The organism is Haloarcula sp. KBTZ06, from assembly GCF_048595605.1.
GTDB classification, from domain to species: Archaea; Halobacteriota; Halobacteria; order Halobacteriales; family Haloarculaceae; genus Haloarcula; species Haloarcula hispanica.
The window spans coordinates 319729-341147 of sequence record NZ_CP184340.1; the positions used below are offsets into that span (position 1 = coordinate 319729).

At 55.5% G+C, this 21419-nt stretch carries 21 protein-coding genes and 3 pseudogenes; 14 read left to right on the top strand and 10 right to left on the bottom strand.

Features of this window, described 5'->3' with window-relative positions:
- The first annotated feature begins 167 nt into the window (after nucleotides 1-167).
- The 5 genes and pseudogenes from ACNO8S_RS19805 to ACNO8S_RS19825 all read left to right on the top strand — a co-directional run bounded on the left by ACNO8S_RS19805 (nucleotide 168) and on the right by ACNO8S_RS19825 (nucleotide 8906).
- The gene (locus tag ACNO8S_RS19805; protein WP_420183052.1) at nucleotides 168-5222 is read left to right on the top strand and encodes a VWA domain-containing protein; all 5055 of its coding nucleotides are present in this window, start codon (nucleotides 168-170) and stop codon (nucleotides 5220-5222) included.
- Nucleotides 5219-5962 carry a hypothetical protein gene (locus tag ACNO8S_RS19810; RefSeq protein WP_050036601.1) on the top strand — a complete coding sequence of 248 codons (744 nt, stop codon included), beginning with the start codon at nucleotides 5219-5221 and terminating at the stop codon, nucleotides 5960-5962. Before ACNO8S_RS19805 ends, ACNO8S_RS19810 begins: the two co-directional genes overlap by 4 nt.
- A gap of 94 nt (nucleotides 5963-6056) precedes the next feature.
- Nucleotides 6057-7229 (top strand): annotated as a pseudogene (locus ACNO8S_RS19815) (ISH3 family transposase).
- A gap of 159 nt (nucleotides 7230-7388) precedes the next feature.
- Nucleotides 7389-7955: an IS1595 family transposase gene (locus tag ACNO8S_RS19820; RefSeq protein WP_228841619.1), complete on the top strand. Its 567-nt coding sequence runs from the start codon at nucleotides 7389-7391 to the stop codon at nucleotides 7953-7955.
- Nucleotides 7956-8216: 261 nt separating this feature from the next.
- Complete coding sequence (locus ACNO8S_RS19825) at nucleotides 8217-8906, top strand: hypothetical protein (protein ID WP_154020780.1); 690 nt, start codon at nucleotides 8217-8219, stop codon at nucleotides 8904-8906.
- Nucleotides 8907-9138: 232 nt separating this feature from the next.
- On the opposite strand, the pseudogene ACNO8S_RS19830 reads toward ACNO8S_RS19825, so the two are convergent.
- Nucleotides 9139-9288, bottom strand: a pseudogene (locus ACNO8S_RS19830) (ISH3 family transposase); the annotation flags it as partial.
- 328 nt (nucleotides 9289-9616) lie between these two features.
- Here ACNO8S_RS19830 and ACNO8S_RS19835 point away from each other — a divergent pair.
- The 7 genes from ACNO8S_RS19835 (at nucleotide 9617) to ACNO8S_RS19865 (ending at nucleotide 15378) form a co-directional block, all read left to right on the top strand.
- Complete coding sequence (locus ACNO8S_RS19835; RefSeq protein WP_420183053.1) at nucleotides 9617-10870, top strand: hypothetical protein; 1254 nt, start codon at nucleotides 9617-9619, stop codon at nucleotides 10868-10870.
- Complete coding sequence (locus ACNO8S_RS19840; protein WP_336358965.1) at nucleotides 10867-11520, top strand: hypothetical protein; 654 nt, start codon at nucleotides 10867-10869, stop codon at nucleotides 11518-11520. Before ACNO8S_RS19835 ends, ACNO8S_RS19840 begins: the two co-directional genes overlap by 4 nt.
- Nucleotides 11521-11551: 31 nt before the next feature.
- Nucleotides 11552-11914, top strand: a complete 363-nt coding sequence (locus tag ACNO8S_RS19845; protein ID WP_336358964.1) for a hypothetical protein — start codon at nucleotides 11552-11554, stop codon at nucleotides 11912-11914.
- A 3-nt stretch (nucleotides 11915-11917) separates the two neighbouring features.
- Entirely contained in the window at nucleotides 11918-12409 is a 492-nt protein-coding gene (locus tag ACNO8S_RS19850) for a hypothetical protein (protein ID WP_420183054.1), read from the top strand.
- Nucleotides 12410-12659: 250 nt separating this feature from the next.
- Entirely contained in the window at nucleotides 12660-14183 is a 1524-nt protein-coding gene (locus tag ACNO8S_RS19855) for a hypothetical protein (RefSeq protein ID WP_420183055.1), read from the top strand.
- Complete coding sequence (locus ACNO8S_RS19860; RefSeq protein WP_420183056.1) at nucleotides 14180-14827, top strand: hypothetical protein; 648 nt, start codon at nucleotides 14180-14182, stop codon at nucleotides 14825-14827. Before ACNO8S_RS19855 ends, ACNO8S_RS19860 begins: the two co-directional genes overlap by 4 nt.
- Nucleotides 14824-15378 carry a hypothetical protein gene (locus ACNO8S_RS19865; RefSeq protein ID WP_420183057.1) on the top strand — a complete coding sequence of 185 codons (555 nt, stop codon included), beginning with the start codon at nucleotides 14824-14826 and terminating at the stop codon, nucleotides 15376-15378. Before ACNO8S_RS19860 ends, ACNO8S_RS19865 begins: the two co-directional genes overlap by 4 nt.
- Nucleotides 15379-15645: 267 nt before the next feature.
- Here ACNO8S_RS19865 and ACNO8S_RS19870 read toward each other — a convergent pair whose 3' ends face one another.
- From ACNO8S_RS19870 to ACNO8S_RS19880, 3 genes are all read right to left on the bottom strand, one after another.
- Complete coding sequence (locus ACNO8S_RS19870) at nucleotides 15646-15933, bottom strand: PadR family transcriptional regulator (RefSeq protein WP_420183058.1); 288 nt, start codon at nucleotides 15931-15933, stop codon at nucleotides 15646-15648.
- Between the two features lie 128 nt (nucleotides 15934-16061).
- Nucleotides 16062-16319, bottom strand: a complete 258-nt coding sequence (locus ACNO8S_RS19875) for a DUF7389 domain-containing protein (protein WP_420183059.1) — start codon at nucleotides 16317-16319, stop codon at nucleotides 16062-16064.
- Between the two features lie 63 nt (nucleotides 16320-16382).
- Entirely contained in the window at nucleotides 16383-17207 is an 825-nt protein-coding gene (locus ACNO8S_RS19880) for an N-6 DNA methylase (protein ID WP_420183060.1), read from the bottom strand.
- Nucleotides 17208-17336: 129 nt separating this feature from the next.
- Between ACNO8S_RS19880 and ACNO8S_RS19885 the strand changes: the two genes are divergently transcribed.
- Nucleotides 17337-17585, top strand: coding sequence for a hypothetical protein (locus ACNO8S_RS19885; RefSeq protein WP_147439962.1), 249 nt, complete (start codon nucleotides 17337-17339; stop codon nucleotides 17583-17585).
- Nucleotides 17586-17649: 64 nt separating this feature from the next.
- On the opposite strand, the gene ACNO8S_RS19890 is transcribed toward ACNO8S_RS19885, so the two are convergent.
- The gene (locus tag ACNO8S_RS19890) at nucleotides 17650-18090 is read right to left on the bottom strand and encodes a hypothetical protein (RefSeq protein ID WP_420183061.1); all 441 of its coding nucleotides are present in this window, start codon (nucleotides 18088-18090) and stop codon (nucleotides 17650-17652) included.
- A gap of 106 nt (nucleotides 18091-18196) precedes the next feature.
- On the opposite strand from ACNO8S_RS19890, the gene ACNO8S_RS19895 reads away from it, so the two are divergent.
- Entirely contained in the window at nucleotides 18197-18565 is a 369-nt protein-coding gene (locus ACNO8S_RS19895; protein WP_151147793.1) for a hypothetical protein, read from the top strand.
- A gap of 8 nt (nucleotides 18566-18573) precedes the next feature.
- On the opposite strand, the gene ACNO8S_RS19900 is transcribed toward ACNO8S_RS19895, so the two are convergent.
- From ACNO8S_RS19900 to ACNO8S_RS19920, 5 genes and pseudogenes are all read right to left on the bottom strand, one after another.
- A complete protein-coding gene (locus tag ACNO8S_RS19900; RefSeq protein WP_151147796.1) occupies nucleotides 18574-18960 on the bottom strand; it encodes a hypothetical protein in 387 nt (128 codons plus the stop codon).
- 75 nt (nucleotides 18961-19035) lie between these two features.
- Nucleotides 19036-19935: a transcription initiation factor IIB gene (locus tag ACNO8S_RS19905; protein ID WP_420183062.1), complete on the bottom strand. Its 900-nt coding sequence runs from the start codon at nucleotides 19933-19935 to the stop codon at nucleotides 19036-19038.
- Nucleotides 19936-19991: 56 nt separating this feature from the next.
- Nucleotides 19992-20678 (bottom strand): hypothetical protein, encoded by a 687-nt coding sequence (locus ACNO8S_RS19910; protein ID WP_420183063.1) that lies wholly within the window; start codon nucleotides 20676-20678, stop codon nucleotides 19992-19994.
- Between the two features lie 263 nt (nucleotides 20679-20941).
- Nucleotides 20942-21256 (bottom strand): hypothetical protein, encoded by a 315-nt coding sequence (locus tag ACNO8S_RS19915; RefSeq protein ID WP_420183130.1) that lies wholly within the window; start codon nucleotides 21254-21256, stop codon nucleotides 20942-20944.
- A 3-nt stretch (nucleotides 21257-21259) separates the two neighbouring features.
- Nucleotides 21260-21418 (bottom strand): annotated as a pseudogene (locus ACNO8S_RS19920) (HNH endonuclease); the annotation flags it as partial.
- Between the last annotated feature and the right edge of the window lies 1 nt (nucleotide 21419).

Here is a 21419-nt window from a genome sequence, read left to right on the forward strand (position 1 = left end):
TACAAAGGCCGAATACTGTCGCAAGCTTCCTCATTAAATATACTGTCTCAATAAGTAGGATTAAGTATTCTGGTTACTGATTCAAATTCACAATACTACCTCTGGTGGGGGTTTATATGGCAAGTTCAACGACAAAATTACAAGCGTTATTTGGTGTATTACTATTAGTGACTGTCGGTCCGGTCTCAGGGATGATGACCGGTACCGGGGCTGGCCCGTTGCAGACGGCCGGCAATGACATCCCTGGTACAAGTGCCGGAAACCAGGCTGTCACCACGGCCGGAAACGAGCCGACACGGACACAACCGACACAAACACCCGCCGCAACGGCTGGGAACCAGGCGACCGGACCACTTTCGACCAGCTGGAATGGCTCAACCGAGCCGAATGCGAGTGCCATCGCGGAGTTAGCGCCCCGGGAAAACGACTCTCACCCGTACCCGCTCGTTGGCGATAACCAGCCTACTGATCCAGATGGCGACGGACTCTACGAAGACGTCAACGGCGATGGCGCTGTCAACATCGTCGACGTTGACGCCCTATCACGTCACTTGGGATCCACAGCAGCCGGTGCCAACTGGAGCGCGTATGATTACACGGGTGACAACCGAACCGATGTCGGGGATATCCAGTGGCTCTTCGTCGCCACGCGCTCGACGCCCTCGAATGACACTGATGGCGATGGACTTCCGGATGCCTACGAGCGAAACGTCACGAAGACCGACCCCAAGGTAGCAGACTCTGACGGGGATGCTGTGATTGACGGCGCAGAAGACTGGGACAATGATACGTTACCGGCATATCGCGAATACCGACTCGGTACTGACCCCCGAAGCAACGATACAGACGGTGACGGACTCACTGATGACGTCGAATCACGGCTCCAAGGCGTTGATCCGACCGACCCTGACACGGATGACGACGGCGTGAAGGACAGCGCTGCCGATCCAGATAACGACTCACTGAGCATCTACAACGAGACCGTCGCAGGTACTCTCAGCAACGATCCAGATACGGACGGTGATGGACTGCTGGATGGAACAGAGGTACACCAGCTTGGAACTGACCCGCTCAAAGCGGATACAGATAATGATGGCCTTCCAGACGGCGAGGAAGTTCGCCTCGGAACAGATCCACTCGTCGCCGATAGCAACGACAACGGCGTCAGTGATGGTGAAGAGAGCTATACCACGACGGCGACCAACGAGACGCTCGGAGTCACACTGAGCCTGACTGGCAACGGTGATATCGGCAATGGGACGACCATCGCCCCGCAAGATGACCCACGGTTCAACACGTCTCGCGTAGGGAATATGAGTGCCTCGCCAGTTGTTAAACTCAACTCCGAGCAAGAATTCTCCTCGGCTAACGTTACCCTGGCGTACAACGAGACTGGGGTGGAAAATGAGAGTCAGGACCTCGCCGTGTTCACATACGATCCCGAGGCGGGGATTTTCGTGCCGTTGAACTCCACTGTTGACGCCACTAACAACACGGCCACTGCGGAAACGACTCACTTCTCCACGTTTGCGGTCTTTGACATCTCCAACTGGGCGACGACGTACAACGCAACTGAGCCAGTGCGACAAACCGACGACGATGGTGTCAAGCCCGTCGATGTCGTCATGCTGCTGGACGCCTCGGGGTCAATGAAAGGCGAAGACCCTGACCGACTAGCGAAGGATGCTGCACAGCGATTCACGGGCAGTCTACTGGAGACCGACCGTGCAGCAGTCATTGAATTTGATAACTTTGGGCGTGTCAAACAGCCGCTGACGAGCAACCACACAGCGGTCAACCGCTCGATACGGGATGTTGAATACGAGGGTGGTAACGGCGGGACGGACTTCGCATCGATTAGCGCAGCAAACGAACACTTCGCCGAACAGAGTAGTCCGAACCGCACCAAGATTATAATCTTCCTGACGGACGGGAAATCGAAATATTCCGATGGGGTAGCCGCAGCCGAGCAAGCGGCTGAACAGAATATTACCATCTATCCGATCGGATTTGGTGGGGCGACGCGCGACCAACTCTCAGCCATCGCTAACGCAACCGGCGGGGAGGTCAACTTCGTCGATGACGCAGCGGGACTGCCGACAGTGTTCTCGCGTGTCGCAAATACCACGACCGAGATCAACGATACCGACGGTGACGGCCTGAGTGACGAGATGGAACGCGAAGGGGTCATACTGGGTGGACCCAATGGGGATCGCGTCACGACAGATCCGAAGAGCGCTGACACCGACGGTGACGGCCTCTCCGACAGCAGAGAAATCGGCCAGTACACGGAAGTCAGTTATTGTGGCAGGACAGCCTCCTATTACAACCACCTCGCCAATCCAAGGCAGGTTGACACTGACGGCGACAACCTGACCGACGCGGAGGAAGTCGCAGGCTGGGAAGTTCAGCGGACACAGAGTGCAAACGCCTCAAAGGGATATTTGAACGTTTCTCGTCCCGATCCCTCGAAACGATTGCTGAGGTCATATCTCCGTTCGTTGTACCGCGGCGAGACTGAATCGTATCAACCTCAAATTAGTCGTGGTCCAGATAGTAGTTCTTCAAAAGCACTCGCAATAACAATTGCAGAACAAACAGATATCGACGTTTCAACGCTCAATGAAACTGGTCATGGCCCCTCACCGAATGGGTCGTATCTCACGAACATAACGGCTACATCCGACCCGTTACAGCCTGACACCGATCATGATGGACTTGCGGACAACGTTGAGCACCTCCGGGGGACAGACCCCAGTCGTGCTGATACTGATGGCGACGGCATCTCTGACCAGACGGAGTTCACAAGTGGAACGGCTCCAGTCCTGTTCGACCACCGCGCTCCAACGGTAACCATCGAAAGCATTCGAACAAAGCGTATAAAAAATACAACAAAAGTGATTGTGAGGCAACAGGGCACTACAAAAACGGTACGCCCTGAAAACATCAAGACTACTGATTCGACTTCTTCTGGGGCTATTCTGGTTGCAAAATACCGGTATACCGTCCGTTTACGTGCGCATGATCCGAGCGGTGTCTCCAAATTGGTAGTGAAGCCAGATTGTCAGTATCTTGCTCGTCGAGCAGGCTCGAACTTGGGCTCTTTCATGGAGTCAGCGTGTCAGGGTGATGGGGAGACAATCCGATTCGACAACGAGACAACAACATCGTACAGGCGAGTCGAATTCACCGTCCGAACACCTATCGACAAAGCTGGAGTGTTTGCCTTTCAAGAGTTTAGTCAGTTCTTTGAATCCTCTCCAGTAGCTGTTACAGCAGTTGATAGCAACAGGAACAGTCGATCCAGTGACTACACTTCTCCCGGAGCAATTCCCGAGTTAGCCAAGACTGCTGCTGACCATCCGGCTACTGGCGAGCGGACGGAAGACCGCGTGATCGAAGAGATCGCATACCGTAGCGGGGGAGTATGGGGTGTTCGACAATCAGCGCTTGATCTGTCATACTTCCTCTCGCATCCGTGGACGGCTGTCACCTGGCTCGGAAATATCGATCGACTCCCTGATGCGGCTTTGAGAGCGCCCGAAACCCTCCCCTCTGCAGCCAGAAATCTTCAAGACCGGCAGAACCCCTTCGACCGGAGGACTGAGACAGAGAATTACAAGCTCTATGGTCAGAACTGGTTAGTGGGATACGGCAGTGGCGTCGCTGGCTCTGAGCTCAGTATCGGCCTTGCAACCGGTGGTGGCTCAACGGTCTCGAAAGCCGCAAAATTGCGGAAGGTAACTGACACAGTTGGTGATGCTGGAACGGCAGCGAGAGGCTGGACCTTCCATCGGTCGGTCAGGATGGCCTCAACCATTTCGGAAGGCACTGATATCAAGCCAGCAGGAACCCGGCGCGCACTCGGGCGGGTGGCGATACCCGAGCGTGTGCGCCACGCACAGCGGCTGAACTCACCACGGTGGACACGACTCATCGAATCGCTCCCAGAGCGTGCTACAGGCCCATCCCGAACCGAACGAGTCAGCCGCACTATGCGCCGGACTGGCGATGACGGTCGTCAACTGATGCTGCAACTGCACAACTCGGGTGACCAGCGCGCCCTAGAGACGTTCATCGCAATGGACGAAACGCCAGGGACACAGCGGGCACTGGTTCGAGCGTCTCGCGAAGATCCCGACGTTTCGAAACAGGACCTCAGCGAGGCGCTGCGGAGGTACGACGAACTGGATGCAAACGAGAGAAGCGAATTCGACCGGTTCGTCGAGGCGTCCGGCGATAACGGTATCAAGTTCGCTTCGGATCTCGATACCGACCAGGCAAGAGAGTTCTTCAGCTCAGCCTGCCGTCGGTCACCGTCCATCGGCGCTGCGCCGCGACCGCGCAGCGACCGCTTCTACTCTATCAAGACAATTGGCGGTTCGAGCCTAGCCGGCTGTGGTGACGACCTCACTGACGCCGAAGAGACGAGATACTACAGTCGCATCGCCGATGTAGCGGCCGAAAACGAAGATATCAGTGCGGGTGAAATATTTGAACAGGTATCCGATGTCGACGATGCAACCCGGAGAGAGGCAGTCAAACGGCTGTTAGCTGACTCCGGCGAAGATGGAGTTCGACTCACCCGCAATATCGATTCCGACGCACAGGAAATCTTCTTCGACCTCGGCCGAAACGATCGTATCGATGGGTTCGACGATTTCGATGAGTGGCGTTCGGCAATTGCGAACGCGGAGGATGTCGATGCGGCAGAAGCAGGCCGGTACGCCGAGCGTGTCGACAGCGCTGCCACCCGGGATAACATAGATGACGTGCATGAAATACTTGATGAGACTACCCCGCGTACCGATGCAGTGGCAGGAGAAAGCGGTGAAGCCGCGAGCGCGATTCGGTACGCGGACGACGGTGCCGAAGTTGAGATGGAGCCAGGACAGACCGATGCCTACGATATGTCCGTTGAAGAAGGGGGAACGACCGAATACGTCGAAGTGAAAACGCGAGCCGATAACGACGTCGATTACAACTATATCAATACACAAATATCTGAAATGAACAAGAAACACAACAATGCGCTTGATGATCCAGAGTTAGATGTCTCCGAGAACGCACAAGTGCTAGAGATCCGGACGAGAGCACCGTCTGATGAGTTGTCATCGGCACAGACAGCCGCGGAGAATGTTCTCGCCGACCGGGTAGATGCGCAGGTAGATGAGATCCGTTTGGTCGCTGAAAACGGTGATACCGTCACTGTAGAACCATGACACAGGTCAATCGGCCCGAAGTTCGAGTGTCGATAGCAGCAGGTTTAACATGGGAATTTCTCGTCCCGTCGTCGGCAGCGACATGTGCCGAACAGGCCGAAGAGATGTGCGAGTTTTGCGACCGGTTGTACAGTGCGTTTGGCGAGTTTCTTGTCCCCATTGAGATCAGTTATGTCATCACCAAATTCGACCAAGACAGAGAGCTCAGACCGGACACCGATACTGGTGAGCAGGTGAGACGCGAACTGCGAAACGACGCTGGGATCGGTGTCTCGGAGTTCGTCGAATCCACTGCAATTGACCAACACGGGGTTCGCTGGATTCCGCAAGTCCCGTTCGATAAGAACCGCTACAAGGTCCATTTCGACGGCACTGACTATGCCGTCAAGCGGAGTGATTGCACACCGTATCAAAATGGTGAATGCCGCCAAGGAATGGCTATCCCAGACCCGCTGGAGCTGACTGTTACCCATCGACCAGCGAGGGACCTCCTATCAGCCACCGCAGATCACGTACTGACCGTCTCAGTTGCGATGCATAGTGATCTCTGGCTGCGTACATCGACTGACGGGGAAAGAAATAGAGAGTATCTCGGGAGCTTTCTGTCGGATATAGCTGGCGCTGTTTCAGCCGAATCAGTAAAACGGGACAAGTACAAAACCAGCGACTTCTGGAACGATCTATCCGTCTACAGCGGTGACGACGCCTATATCAATCTAGAGCCGGAGGAGATATACTAACAGCTACCGGCGGCCAGTATCGGTACTTCCCAACCAGCGTAATCAGCTGAATTGAATCGCCGGATTAACCACACGAAAGTGTCTGGATCTGGATGTGTTCAACGTCCCCGATCCAGACGGGTTCCTTTCGGCGGCGGATGTAAAAGACGTAGCGGAAGAGGTCATTACGGCCCTTCCCTTGCCGGGTGTCGAGGGGAGCCCCCTTGACCCCGGCGACATCTGGCTCGTCGTCATTATGGCCTGTGTCAACCAGAACTCGATTTGGGATACCTGCAACGACACCAACGGGACACCGTGTGACGACACTGTTCTGACGTGGCTGCATACGCTCGACCGAGACTGGCTTGAGTTCGTCGCTAACCTTCTGCTTGGACGCCTTGCCATGACGATTCTCGACCCTGGCCGGTCGAGAATCGTCTCCATCGACTTCATCGACAACCCCTATCACGGCGAGCATCATGCCAACGAAGGCGAACTCTGTTCGATGGCTCCTAAAGACGGCACAACGACCTGCCACCGATATTGTACGGCGTACGTCGTCTCCAACGGAAAGCCGGTGACACTGGCGATGACCTATGTTCGCAACGATGAAGACGAGGCCGACGCGGTCGAGCGCGTGCTCGCCCGTGTCGAGAACTATCCCTTCGATATCGACCTCCTGCTTGCCGATAGCAGCTTTTATAACGAGCGCGTCATCCGCCGCGCTCGTGATATCGCCGCAACGGTGGTTCACGTGCCCAAAAAGGGTGAACGCATGAAAGATAAACTCGACACCCACAAGTCGTACATGACGACGTATCGGATGTACAAAGACAGCGAGCGGGAACTGCGCTCCCCGCTCGCGGTCGCTGTCTCCTATCAGAACGGTGATCGGGGTAAGCACGGAGAAGTTGTTCGTGGCTACGTGGCTTGTGGCGTTACGGAGAAGTCACCGAAGCAAGTTGAACACCTCTACAGGAAGCGTTCAGGTATTGAAACGACCTATCGGTTGCTGCGGCAAGCACGCGGGATCACGACGACACGTGATCCCGTCGTGCGATTTGCCATCATGCTAGTCGCAGCACTGCTGGAGAACCTGTGGCTTGTTCTCAGGTGGGCGGTCGTCGCCCGCCCTCGGCGAGGCGGGCGCGACCTTCCCGAGGAATTCACGCTCAAGACTTTCCGTGACTGAATACGTCACGAGTTGGAAGAGGAGTTGCGTCGGCAGTGGAAGATCAAAGCGAACGGGGTTGGTGTGCCGGCTTCACAGATAACGGCCGCGGGCTGACCACGGTCAGCCCACGGCCAGCCCGATAGACGGTGAGCGACAGCTGTCGGCAGAGACCGTCGCAATCCGGTTGATATCGTCTGTCCATAGCAGTGAATCGGAACAGCCTCGGTCTACTCTGCGGTAGCAGCTGAAACAGACCGTCAAATCATACGGAAAGTGATTGTTTTGCGGCGTTCAGGCAGCACTCTCTCGACTCATTTGGGAAGTAACGATACTATTTGGCTGGAAGAGGGTGATAGCGCAAGTGGCTTCGAGCACATCTTGGACCGTCACGCAAATTCAGATGAGTCCACGCGTGGGCGTGGTTCGTATAATGGAGACAAGCCACCCGTGTTCATCATCGCCGACCACGGCACCGGACAGCGGTACGTGATCCCGGCGAAAGCCGCAGACGAATCGACGATTCGACTCCTGCTGGCGGTCGGCCAGCAGGAGTCGCTCACTGTCTATACCGACAGCTTTCGAGCGTACGAACCGCTCGAAGACGACGACGCATTCGACCGCGAATACGTCGTCCACGGCGACGGCGAATACGCCGACGACGAGGTGCACGTCAACGCCTGCGAGAGCCACGCGTCGCGGGTGCGACGGTGGCTCTCGCCCCACCGAGGTATCTCCAAAGACAAGCTAACACAGTATCTCAGAGCGTTTCAACTACGCCGAGAGCTGTTTCGGAAACCCGGCCGAGACGCTCTCAAACACGCTGTTCGAGCGACGCTGTGAAATCAACAATGTGCTACGGATGAGCGGGTTATTGAGAACCCCTCTGAAATATATCAAAATGGGCGTCACCGTGTCTATATTAAGCAAGTCAACGGCCAAATATACACTGTCCGAACTTATCAACGTGATAATGCTATATATCATAAGCACAACCGCAATCTATAATTCATATAATGAGCTTAAGAACAAGTTCCTCGACCCAAAAGGGTATCCAGATAAACCTATTTATTCAGATGATTAACGAGATCCTACCCACTACACATGACTGGTATTGATAAAAAAGAAGGCGATGGTGACAATACAAATACGGACTTGTCTTCAGCTTACGGAGAGTATCGCCGAGCAGCACGTCGAGCCCGAGAATTAGATGACCTTGAAACAGCAGGCTCGTTTTATGCAGCAGCATCTCGGATTGGAATGGCAGAGTCGTTTCCGTTACCCGATGATAATCGTCCACCAGATGCGTCAACCGCAAATAAATTATTTTTTACACAGGCATTGAGAGAGTTCCTTCTTGCCAGCCTCTGTTTCCGGTTAGCTGACTGTGGCGACCGATGCCAGCGTCACTGTGAACAAGGAGTTGCTATCATGACCGATGTCAGAGATACTCTTTTTCGCGATCCCGCTGAGATTGGATTGGGCCACGAGATTATTGGTGACTTCCAGCTCGTGGCTGGTTTTAATAACTATAATGAATCCTATTCCCTTGCCGCCGAACAATATGCGACCATCGACAACGATCTTGGATGGCAGATGGAGGACGGGTTCGATGACTTTTCTCTCATCGCCGTCGAACTGGCTGACTCCGCCGGATTAGGTCCCGAAAACGGTGACCGGGAACGTATCAGGCGGACATCTCTTGATGCACGAGCCAAATTCAAACAAGAGCAATTTCCCGAGGTGATTGAAGCAATAATTACCAAGGGTAATTGGAAATCAGATACAATTTAGCGAAATCTGAATAGTGCTTTCGAAAAGACCCGACAAACGGTTCGGCCAAAGGGAGAGTCTCAGTACCTCACAAAGCATCGCCAGTTAACCTGATCTGAGTCACCTGTTCTGTCGAGATGAGTCGTCGATAGTGGTCGAGGGACGCTAATAGAAGGGGAGGTGCCGCTATCGGCGGCGATCAGCCACCGACGCGGCAGCGTTGCCACTCACAAGACGGCGTCCCGCCTGGTGATTATCGGTGGAACCGGTCATCCGGTGGCCGGTTCGCGGGGACGGCCCGACGCACTGCGAGGGCCGTCCACGCTGCCCGACACAGCATATTGATGAACTCCTCGAACGACCAGGACCAGAGGCGACGCCCGCCACGGCGGGGCGTCGCCATTGGTGTTTGGTCACACTTCATCAAGTAGACTTCTCAACTAACGGGCTTTGTGAGGTACTGAACCTACGACTGCTAATCGAAGTTTTCATCCGTTTTAAATTTCTGTTAATTAAGCAGAGTTGCACGCGCGATTGATAAAATCGAAAACACTCGCTACTTAGGGAAATCCGTCACCGCGGCTCGCAGAATGAAATATGCGAGTGAACTCCCGGCACGGAGCGCTGGCCGTGTAGCTTCATTTGGCGTTGACCAAGCAAAGCGCCCGTTCGCGCGATACTCACTACGTAACTCACGGACGGTCGGGAAGGTGGTTCGGACACGTCACTATGTGGCCGATAAGACACCTCAGAAGGTATACGATCGGAATACCAAGCAACGGAAGCTCTCAGCCCGATACTTCCGAGATGCCGACCTTGGCGGTCGCTCACCGTCGGAACTGGAGACCGCCGGGAAGCTGATGGCCGAGAACAATCCCAAGCAGGTCTCACGGATGCTGCGTCGGATGGACGACGGCCAGCAGGCGGCGTTCTTGAGCGATGATCTCGACGAAGCGGCGCGGGCGGACTTATATAAGGCTTGGAAAAACGGCGACAATGTACGTGCCAGCGATGTTGCAGAAGCTTCCAGCGCTGACCCGCAGACAGTGCGGCTCATCGCGGATGGTTCCGGAGACGTAGACGACGCATATAATCGGGCAGTCATTCGGGCAGCCAACAGCGATAGTATTGATTCCTACAAACAGCTCGACCGGGCTGTCCGGAAAGTCGACGACCTCGACGCTACCAGGCAGCGCCGGGCCAAGCAACTCATCGCTGAGACCGACGGTGCTGGTGTCAAGCTCGTTGACGAACTCGACGACAACACACTCAGAAGGACACTCCGTGACAGCGATGTTGAAATCGACGAGCTATCCCGCGCAACTCGGAAATACGGCGGGCTTGATGAAGACGACGCCCGGCAGTTCCGCCGCATCCTCGATGACGATGATCTTCGGAAATCCTGGGTCCGCGCTGCAGGCCACCCGGACATCTCCACGAGTGCGGTTAGAACAGCTCTCAAGCAGTCTGACTCTGTCAGCGATGACGTCTCGATCAGCGAATTCAAACCCGCTTCCGACATCGACGTGGATTCAGATCCATACTATTCGTCGTGGTACGACAACCCGCGCGACCCGTATGATGACGACACCATCGTCATCGACGGGAAAGCCGACGATTCACTCACAGTGTATCGGTTCTGGGATCCGGAAAGAAACAACCACGAGGCCGGACCCTGGGTGACCGACGCCGACGATATCGATCGGTTGCGCAGCGACGACAGTGTCGCGCCGGCGGACATTGTCGACCGATACGCGCTTCCCGGCGACGCCGACAAGGTTACCAGGCTTGATGTCGATGAAGGAACCAACGTACGTATCAGTGAAGCCGGTGAGAACTTCGGCAACGATGGTGGAGGGATTCAGTACGAGATCCGTGGAGACGATATGATGGACGAAAGTAGTGAACTCAAACTCGACGATCTCCCTGCCAATAAGGACGGACAGTGGGATACTGATGAGTTCTTGAGCGGTGAGACGCTATGAACCTCGATATTGAATGGGACCGTGTCTCGATCAATGGGAAAGAAATTCGCTTTCAATATCCCATCGATGATTCGATCGTGTCCGAAGAAGAGGTTATCCTACGCCTGGTCAATCAAAACAAGCCTCTAAAGGAGTACGATTTCAAAATCGACGACCCGGGACGAAACGTGGTCGCGCTGACTCCTACTGGTGAGCTCAAGTGGGTAATTGAACCGGTAGACGCCAGCGATGAAGACGGCTATCATGGCTACTTGTGGACTGTTCAGGATCGCTTTTTGACTGGACATACGAGCGGAAACATCGAGTTTGACCCCGGAACCGGGACGATCAGGGATCACTGGTCGCGAAATCACTTCCCTATCGGAGACGAAATTGTCGAACTCAGCGGTGAGGTCTCCCGGGTTGTTGAATTCGAAGATGCCATCTTTCTGCGGTGTAAACAGGCCACCCACGACCTCTATGCCTTCGAGACTGACGGAACCGAACGCTGGCGGTCGGACGCCGACGAACGCCGCGGGATCATCTTCGTCGAAGACGGCGAGCTGTATGAGCGAACAGCGGAGAACCGCACCACCGACCATCGCTATCGACTCGATCCCGTGACTGGTGAGCGCTTCGACCGGGAAGTCATCGACACTGGCTTGTGGTGACGGCACGCATCCCGTAAACAGCTATACTCCAATGCCAAATCCATACGCCGATGACTCAATCGTCATGGAGGGGACGACCAGCGACGCGACAGAGTACCTCCAGTTCCAGCCCAACAATCTACCTGGCGACTGCTGGCTCCACCGACGGGACCAGTTCGATTCGACAGTTTCGGAGCCAGATATCCGCGATGAGTATGCCTTGCCAACGGATAGCGCTATCACCGTTCGCGTCATTGAAGTCCCAGCTGATGTTGACATCCGGATCGGGACTCTCGGCCCAGTGAGCCAGCGGTCAGGAGGGGCCGATCTAGTCGAACTCCGCAATTATCAAACTGTCCCCGGGGAGTGGGAGCAAAATTCCACCTCTCTTGAAACGTTCCTCAGTTCGAGCTAACTAGTGACTGTGGAGTATCTATATATCGAATTCGTCTATCCCACAGGGCAAGCCCAAGTGATCTTGGACAAACTTCGGGAAGCGTTGAATGAATGGGACGCTATTGAGTTGGGACACCTAGTGATAAAACCTCAAAAATTCGGAGCGGTCGGGATTGAAAAGTACAATGATATACTAGAGCATTGGCCACTTGAAGAGAGTGAAATTGCTCACGAGACTACACGTAGAAGTGTCGACTTTGACGACTTTCCGACAATTCAATTCACCGTTAAGGATCTCCAATATCTGAAAGGCGGTGCCGATCACCCCCTGGACGTTGGGTCCGATGAACCGCTTCGGGAACTGCTCGATATTCTCAAGTTCTGTTACACGACCACCGAGGAACGCCCTATAGCCGTCTATAGCACTACTCCCGATACACCGCTCGACTTGCGGAAGCCACCTATTACGGCTGAATCAGTCGCCAATAGCCGGTTTACGTATCTTCCGTGTTAACCATCCTTCCACCGGCGATGGTTGAGGAGTACGGTCGAGAAACTGTGTTATCGACTCCCGCCTGGCACGTTGATGAGTTAGACGACGGCTCGGTTCTACTGGTCTGCCACAACGACATCGTAGACTGGGACAAAGATTGTCGAACTGTTGCCCAACACATTGGGCTACCGTCGTACCGTGAACTCGGCTGAGTAGATCATCGAAGCTCAGACGGCTGGTCGACGCCGCCGACTCGGCGGTCCCCGACAGAGTGCCAAACGGCGTCAAGCCGACGGCACTACGGCGGGCTGGGAAAGTCGACGACTCGGTCCCCGACGCGGACGTGCCGACCGGGCGCATGAGCGCGAAGCTCGACGACATGCCCGGGCCGAAGCGCCAACGGACCACCGAGCAGTTCGACCAACTCGACAGCGATGGCAAGGACTACCTCGGCGACACTGACATCGACGACCCGACGCTGAAGGCTACCGACCTCTTCGAGAACACCGGGCCCAGTGGGCGTCGCGCGCTCAACGATCTGGCGGAAAGCGATCAGGACGCCGCCGACGCGCTCCTGCAGATGGACAACGCTGCGACCCAACGCCGGTTCGCCCGCGCATACGAGAGTGGCGAGGTCGACAGCGATGAACTCACGACGGCACTCACCCGCTACGACAGTTTAGATGCGGATGGAAAGGCGGAGTTCGACGACCTACTGGCGCGCAACGGCGACGACGCGGCCGACTTCGCCGGGCGCACGGACTCGGATACGTTCGACGCTGTGGTCTCACCCTGTGGGGCCAGAAGTGCGCCGTCGCTCGGTCGTGCGGGGTCGCTTCGCACTGACCGGTATCACTCGGTCGCAACGCCGCCGTCGACCCTCGCACAGAGCGGTGGAAGCTGTCCCGATCTTCCGGATGACGTAGAGGATGACCTGCAGGATGCCCTTGTAAATGTCGACGGAGACCTCGATACCGACAGCGTCGACGATGTCCGCCGATCTATCAACGAGCTAGACAGAGACGCACAGGATTCAGCCACCAATCTCATCGAGAGCGAGGGCACTGACGGCGTCTCCGTCACGAACGACGCAACTGATCTCAGTGACGGCAGCGATAGTGTTCTGACTGACGGGGAGGTTGATGACCTGGTAAGGGCCTACGATACCTACAGCGACAAAAGTTATGGCCGCGATGTCAGGGACATACAGGACGACATCGATGACCTCGACCAGAACGATGTCGACGGTCTCGACGACGCTATCAACAGAGGTACGAGCAGCTCTGGCGACGATATAAGTTCGAACATGAAAGGGCTCGACGGTGAAGTAGAGGTAAACTCAGACCTCTTGGACAGAGACGATATCGACGCCAACGACCTCGAGATGGACAAGCAGATTAGAGAGGATAGCAGTTGGGAAACCGATTCCCTGCAGTCGAGTGATTACAACAGTAACACTGACATCGATAGCGATATCGATGGCGGTCCGGCCTACGAGGTGAAGAACTTGGATTACGAACCCTTTGCAGAGTTCCCGCAAGCGTACCGTAAAACTGCTGAGTCACTCAGTGACCTTAGAACAAAGCTCAACACGTTCGGTGCCAGCGGTCAAGACGAAATTGTCGTTGTGGTTCGGCAAGATGCCGATACGGAATTCGCCCCCGAAGTCCAGCGTCGTCTCTCCGGGCAGCTGAGCGGTGCGGAGTCACTCCGTGATCTCGGCGACCAAGTTGAATCCAACTTCGACGGTGTCGAAGTAACGTTCAAACGTTTCAACGAGGTAGAAGACGCATGATGGATGGTGTTGCCCAAGCCGGCTTCTACAGGTGGGAACCGAACAAAATTGAAGATGTCCTCGGTAATATACTGGAGGTCGCTGAGAAGGAAGAGTTTTGCAATAGCTGGGACGGTGAGGCACCAGCGACGGCTAGCGAAATTGGTCTTGGCGATGTGCTCCTGTTAAGTGACAGTGACAAGCACATTCGGGTAGGATTCGAACCTAATGACCAGACAGACCGCCGGCTAAATTATTTTCTCAACGTGAGCATCAGTGTTCGTCACCTCACGGTTGATGAAAACAAAATGGTGTATAATGGATTCATGGCAAAGTTCGTGAATCTGATCAGACAGCTCTCTATCACAATTGAACCCGACTATATCTCAATTATTCATCCAGATCCAGATGTCGGCCCATCACCGCTGGAAGCGATGCCGACAGAGGGTGAGTTCGAAATAGAGCGTCTTCCGTGGCTAAGCGTCTACTCTCCTTCACTCTTAGACCAGCTTGGATGGACAGATTGTATTTCTGATGCGCCGGCCTGGAAAGTTGACCAGCTCGACACTGGTGCTGTGCTCCTGATCAAGACACAGGAGCCGTGGGCCGATGTAAGTCGAGACCATCCACTCGATAAACATCTTCTGGACGGTGATGACGCGTGACTGATGCTAGTGGACCGAATTCAGTTACCCTCGGCGACCCCTTTGCCGCTCTCGACATCGGTGAGTACGGTGCAGACGTGTGTGTCCACCGCGACGACATTAGCACAGAGTTCCCGAACGAGATTCTAGAACTGATTCGTGTCCAAGTCGATGAGGACCGAGACCTGCGCCGCGTCGACTCGGGACAATTCGTCCGTAACGTCGTTTACGCTGACTCCGACGACCGCCACTCAGTAATCAAGCAGATGCTCGCTGACGTTCCCAGCGACGCTACCGACGACAACCTCTACGTCTCGGCGTTGCTTCGGGACGTAATCCCGCCGGCGTTCGTCCGACTGGACGACCCCGACGACGAGAACGTCGTCACGAAGGTGATGCGTCTGGATACGGCCGTGAACAAAATCAAGCTCCTCGTGAGTCTGGGGCGGGTAGCCCGGCAGGACGACTTCACTGCGGAGGACCTCAACTCGATGGAAGGAGCGCTGGATACGCTGAACGAACTCGATGACACCGAGAATATCGACCAGTACATCGAAGCGAAGCTGCTGTAAGCAGTGACGAAGGCCGCGAGTGACAGTGTCCTTAGCGAGGGTTCGACGTAGTGTAATCCTACAGACTTCGAATGCGATATGGACTCTCCAGCGATGATGCCTGTCCTGAGTCAGTGACAGCGCGGGGTTATCGCTTTGATACACACGCTGTGGCTGCTTTACCTATCCTCTTACCTCGCGATTTTGAGACGGCCGCGTGAACCACGTTCTCGATCTCGACTGCGGCGTGGCCATTCAGAGCCGGATCAAAATCAGGCGCGTTGACAGTCATCCAGAAAGCTCACCCGCTCCGTATTGTTGTTCCCACTCGTTTCGAGCAGCTATCTCTCGTTCGCCACGTCGCGTGATTGAGTAGATGTTGGTCCGTCTGTCTTTTTGTGCCTTCTCAACGAGCCCTTTGTCGACAAGTGTGTCAAGGTTCGGGTATAGCCTCCCGTGATGGATTTCTCCCTCGTAGTATTCCTCCATCTCCTCTTTGATCGCGAGGCCATGTGGGCCGTCTAGACCGCACACCACGTACAGTAAATCACGTTGAAAACCGGTGAGGTCAAACATTTCAGGCTGGCTAACAACTTTGCGCCATTAAGTCTAATGAAATTGACCAAAATCCAGACGTATTGACCGCCACTTTGAGGCCTATAACCGGTCTCGAAAGCGGCTGAAATCTGATGGTAAACTAGCTGTTAATCCTCGTCTTCCCCTGGCTGAACATCCCGAAGCCGGCCACCGATCTCCTGCTCGTACTCTTCCAAGAGCTTGTAGAACTCTGCAATCGTCTCCGCAGCAGTCTCACCCTTCGACTTGATGGTCACTCTGTCTTGATCGCGAGTGTCAGTGCCTCGATCCAACCGTGCTTCCATACTGCATCCAAAGTCCGTTCGTTCGACCTTTTCGACTGAGTCTGGAGCCGTGTCTGGCTCTACATCTGGTTCACTTGACATGGGTCTTCTCGGGACGCTCTCACTGGAACGCCCCGCACCCGACTGGGGCACACAAAACAGCCGTCAATCGCTGCCCTCGAACGCATCCAGACTGGCCTGCTCACTTGGGACAGACGTCGCAACAGGAGATGCTTGGTCTTCCGCGCCCGTGTCTGTCCCCTGCGTTGGACTGGGCTGGTTCTCCGCCTCGACCGTATTCTCGAAGGCGTCGGTCACCCACTCGTGAAGCTCTTCGACCTTCTTCTCGTCTAGCTCGCGAACGCTCCCTCCCAGCAAAGAGTACGAGGTCTGCCACGCTCGCTGGAACTCAACAGTCAGTGAGTCGCCCTGTATGATATAGGCGTCCAGATTCAGGAAACAGCAGTTCAGTGCTGTCATTCGAGCACACAGTGGGTCTTTATCTTGCCCGACAAACAGCGCGTCTGGCTGCTTTCGACCGGCGACCAGCAGTGTTCGACCGCTCCCACAGGCTGGATCAAGAACTGTCTGTCTATCATCGGTATCGCTCTCGTCTCCGACGCCGGCGCTCTCGGCCATCGTCTCGCAAATAGAGTGGGGCGTGAAGTGCTGGCCGAACGCATCGCTGGACAGTCCGTATTCCTCGTAGACAGCACCCAGAACGTCAGCGTCGGTGGCTGCCATCCGTTCTTGAAGCTGGCCGAACGCCTTGGCGAAGAGGTCGACCGAGCGCCGTCCTTCTGGATGGTCCATATCGCCGCGTTCGCGATAGTCGTCGACGATCTCCAGATACGGATCGTCTCGGTCCTGCAGTGCGAACAGCATGAGGTTGACCCAGTCTCGGAAGACTGTGTGGGCGCTGTGTCCGCGCTGGCGAATTTGCTCAAGCGTTGCAACAATCTCGTCGACGTCGATCTGTGGCGAAGCCATGCTCTCTCAGCCACCAGAGAGTCACAAAATCTGGCCTGCCGGAGGGCACCGCTCTGGGAATTCTACTCGTGGAATGATCTGGTCAGTACAGGGAATAGAGTTATTAGCCAACAATGACGTTCCTGAAATATGGATTTTGAAAATTTCAAGTCAGAAATTTGTGACAAATATTCGGGGTGTGATGAGTCTACTGCAGAAAAGATCGCAAAGAGAGCAAGGCAGTACCACAGTAAACACAATTCAAACAATACGGCGGAAGACTGGTTATCTATCATGACGAGATACAATCAGCAAGACCCTATAGCTGCTTGGAATTATGCAGTAGGTTGGGCTGACGTTTCCAACTTTGGAGGCAGTAGCCCGTATAAAATCGATTAGGACGCACGCTCACTGAACGGTCGTTTCAATCGCTGTCATGAGTAAAGAAACCGTTCTACAGCGGCTACGACGGGTCGTATAGGTCTTCGACCGAGCGTCGGTAGTAGTCCTGGCTGGAGTCTGGAACGGGATCAGCCTCCTCTGGGTGCTTCGCGATGATGCTGGCGAACTGCTTGGGCGGCTTCCAACTGTCGTCAATTTCGCGGGCCTCCAACTCTTTCAGGACTGCATACTCACCGTCAGCGGTGACGTACAGAACGCGAAGCCCCGGTTTCTCACTCAGTGGACCTCTGAGTAGCTTTCCTGTTCGTGTATTGACCAGCCACTCAAGCAAGAGTCCAGCCCGACACTGGATTGCGTACAACTGCACTTCGTTCTCCTCGGGAGATTCTGTGCGACCGTTGTCGGCCCACGATTGGGGCAGCGACCGATTGTCAGTCTCATCTTTCCAGCGCCACTTCAGCTTTTTCGGCCCGGTGTTCCCTCGTCGGTATCCACTACTCATTGTTGGATTCTCTCAGCCACTAGAGAAACACAAAATCCGCTCTGTATCGCTTCTATGGCAACTTTTTTGCTGTTTGAGGGTATATGTGTTAGTACGAGGACTCATCATGAAAACAGCCGAGTCCCCCACTACGACCAGCGAGTATTCGGCCCCAGACCAGTGGATATCCCGCCAGCCCAGTGGCACCCGCGAACTTGACTTCCGGCAGATTCGTGACGACCGATCAGCAACGTGGAACGCCGCCCTCGATGCCAGTGTCGACGTAACGAAAGGTGGTCGCCCGGACCTGTTTCTTGTCTCCGTCGACGACGACTGTCCGGTTAATTGCTCGCTCGCCGAGCATCCCAACGGGATCCACGCCGGCTGGTGCAGCTGCGAGGTCTTCCAGGCGACGACCGTCTGCCCACATCTCTGCGTTCTCCGCCAGCACGCTGCCCTCGGTGATCTTGACCTGCCAATGCGGGACCAGACCTGAAGTACAACTCAGTCGTCGCCCATCGAGATATCAGCCAGCGGCCGAACGTCGACGCGCCCAGTCCGGTCGTGGTCAAGACACTGGCACAGTCGTTCTCGAACCGTCGCCTGCGAACACGGCTCGACATCAACACCTAATCGTGGGTCGTCTCGAATCTGGACGTACTCTGCGTCGACGTCCAACGGCGTGTGCTCGACCCGGCACCAGATTGTCGTCGCTCCAGCCCGGTCTAGATCGGTCACGTACCGAGAAGCCACGGCTTCATGGCGAAGTTCGACGAGGACTCGTTCGACAAACGATGCGACCTTCGTTGGCGACCGTAGCGCTGGGACCGACGCAAAAACACTCGAAGAGTCGTGCTGTGCCGCCGATTCGGGAGTATCAGTAACTGACATATGTCTCTCTCAGGACGTGCTTGCTGGCTCGCCCTGCACCCTCGCCGGGGCACGCAAAACAACGGTCGCGAGCGGTCACGCAACGATATGCTCCTCGATCTCTTGGAACCACTGCCGGGCCGTCGTAATATGCACATCCAGTGGCTCGCAGATCGTCGCTTGCGTGAGCCGGATGTCTGACTCTTTCCCGGCGAGATATAGAGCGCCGGCTGCGATACCGTCTGGTCGTCCATTGACCTCAGTGGACTCGGTCGCCTGCTCCGCTAGTTCGAGCGCCCGCTGGCGAATCTCCGGGGAAACGTTGAATGGAAGGTCTGAACAAATCCGTGCCACCCAGTCCACCGGGAGCGACACTGGGATTGGGAGATCGAGTTCCACCAAGAACGTCCGGTAGCAGTTCCAGACGTGCGATGCAGAACACCGGGCAACATCGGCTACCGTCTCCATCGTCACGAGGCCGTTGCATCGGCAGGCAGCGTATACAGCGGCCGCTGCACCGCCCTCAATCGACCGCCCGATTAGGAGGTCCTTGTCCTGGGCTTCCCTGAAGAACGTGGCTGCCTGCTCTTTCACCGACCGGCTTTCGGACAGCGCACTCGCAATGCGTCGGATTTCGCCAAGCCCGTGAGCGAGATTCCGGTCGCGCTTGCTGGTGAACTTCGACCGGCCGTGGAGTTGTTGCTGGCGAGCAAGCCGTCGACGCCGTCTCGGGGAAATATCTGCACTCTCAACCGAGCCGATGTTCGTCGACAGGCCTCGATCATGCCGAGTGGCTGTTCGGGGTGCGCCCGTCCGTTTCTGTTCCTCCTTGTCGTACGTCCGCCATTCCGGCCTGCGGTCGATCTGGTCTTGGTCGGTCACCAGGCCACAGTCCTCGCAGTTCGTTTCTCGCCCGCTGCTATCGAGTTCGCCGCCACACTCGGGACAGCTCGGCGTAGCTGCAGACAACGCTGTCTGGACAGTTTGTGAAGACATATTTCGAGACATCCTCTCACCTGACCGGAGGGGCAGAAAACACACTGCGGCCCCGGTTAGGCGTCTGGCAGTTTTCCATCCGGGCGGGGGACTCGCTGGGCGTTGATCTCGATCTCGACCCGGCGACGGTGCTTGCATCGCTCGGCCTCATCGGGACAACTGCACGTCTCCTCAAGCACATCCACCTCGTACCGGCTATCCGACGCTGAGTGAACCTCGTATCGACCGGGCTTTGCGAGGAAGGAAACGTCGATATCTTCCTGCTTCGCTCGTTTCGTGCGTGGTTCATCCTCAGAAGAGACAGCCAAGGGGTCCTCGTTGGGGTCCGTGACGCCGCCGTCGTCGAACCGAACCTGCATGACTCCGCCGTCAGCGACTGCTTTGCGGGGTTCGCCGTCGACGTGCAATCCGAACTGGTCGTCGAGAGCGTCGTCGTCCACCCACTGCGGGATAGGGCGCTCGCCGGTGGCGAAGGCGACTCGCTTCTGGTGCTTGCACTCCTCGCCGGGGTTGAACTGTTTCCACTTGCACTCACAACTCCCTGTTCGAGTGTCGACAAGGTATTCTGAGCCGGAGCCAGAGTTGACCAGGAAGAGGTCGGCAGCGTTTCGTGCCCGACCAATCGAGTCCAACACCGTCATCACTTCGGTCAGCGCCCGAACGGTCCGGTTGTTCGGGCCAGCCTCCTCCAGTTCGCTCTCGTCGATGCTGCCGGCGTCGCTATGGGATTCTGTGGTAGCCATGTGTAACAGGCGGCACGCCCTCTCTGGGACGCCCCTCACCCCGCTGGGGCGCAGAAAATTCGGCGACTAGAGCTTGTGAAGGCGTAACTCTATTCTCGAACAGGAGTGGGCGCTATAGAGAATACAGCCAGCATACGGCAAGAATTTCGAATTCGACAGTATACCATTGTATTATGAGCAGGTTGCATAACAGCACCAAGTCCATAATCATCTGATGTGGGCCTCAATAGTGCTTACTTCATACGGTTCCACAGTGCTAGAAGTTATCGAAGTGAATTTTTTATATACAAATAAATACGTTTTGATATGTTATTGGACTTTTTTGAGTGGGTTTCATCACTATCTCGTATAGTTCTGCCCTGCTTCTTTTTCTCCCAATACGGCTCGCCTTCTGTCGGTGCTGGCGGAGTACATGGGTCGTCTACGTATTTTTCCTCATCTACATCTGGATGCATCGGGTGCTCTTCAGGGGTAGATGTTCTTATCGTATTGATGTTCTTTCCACCATTTCTGCTTGGAATACTATGCCCATGTATTTGTTCGTGGCAGCGTCTACAGACAGTAACTAGATTATACATACGGTGGCTACCTCCCCGAGATTTTGGTACCTTGTGGTGTGCGTGAAGTTCTACGTCCCCCCGACCGCCACCTTGTGCCCCGCACTTTTGACATCGATAATTATCCCGTCTATAGACTTGTTGGCGGCGGTTTTTCCAGTCTGGTGGATAGCCGTTTGACATT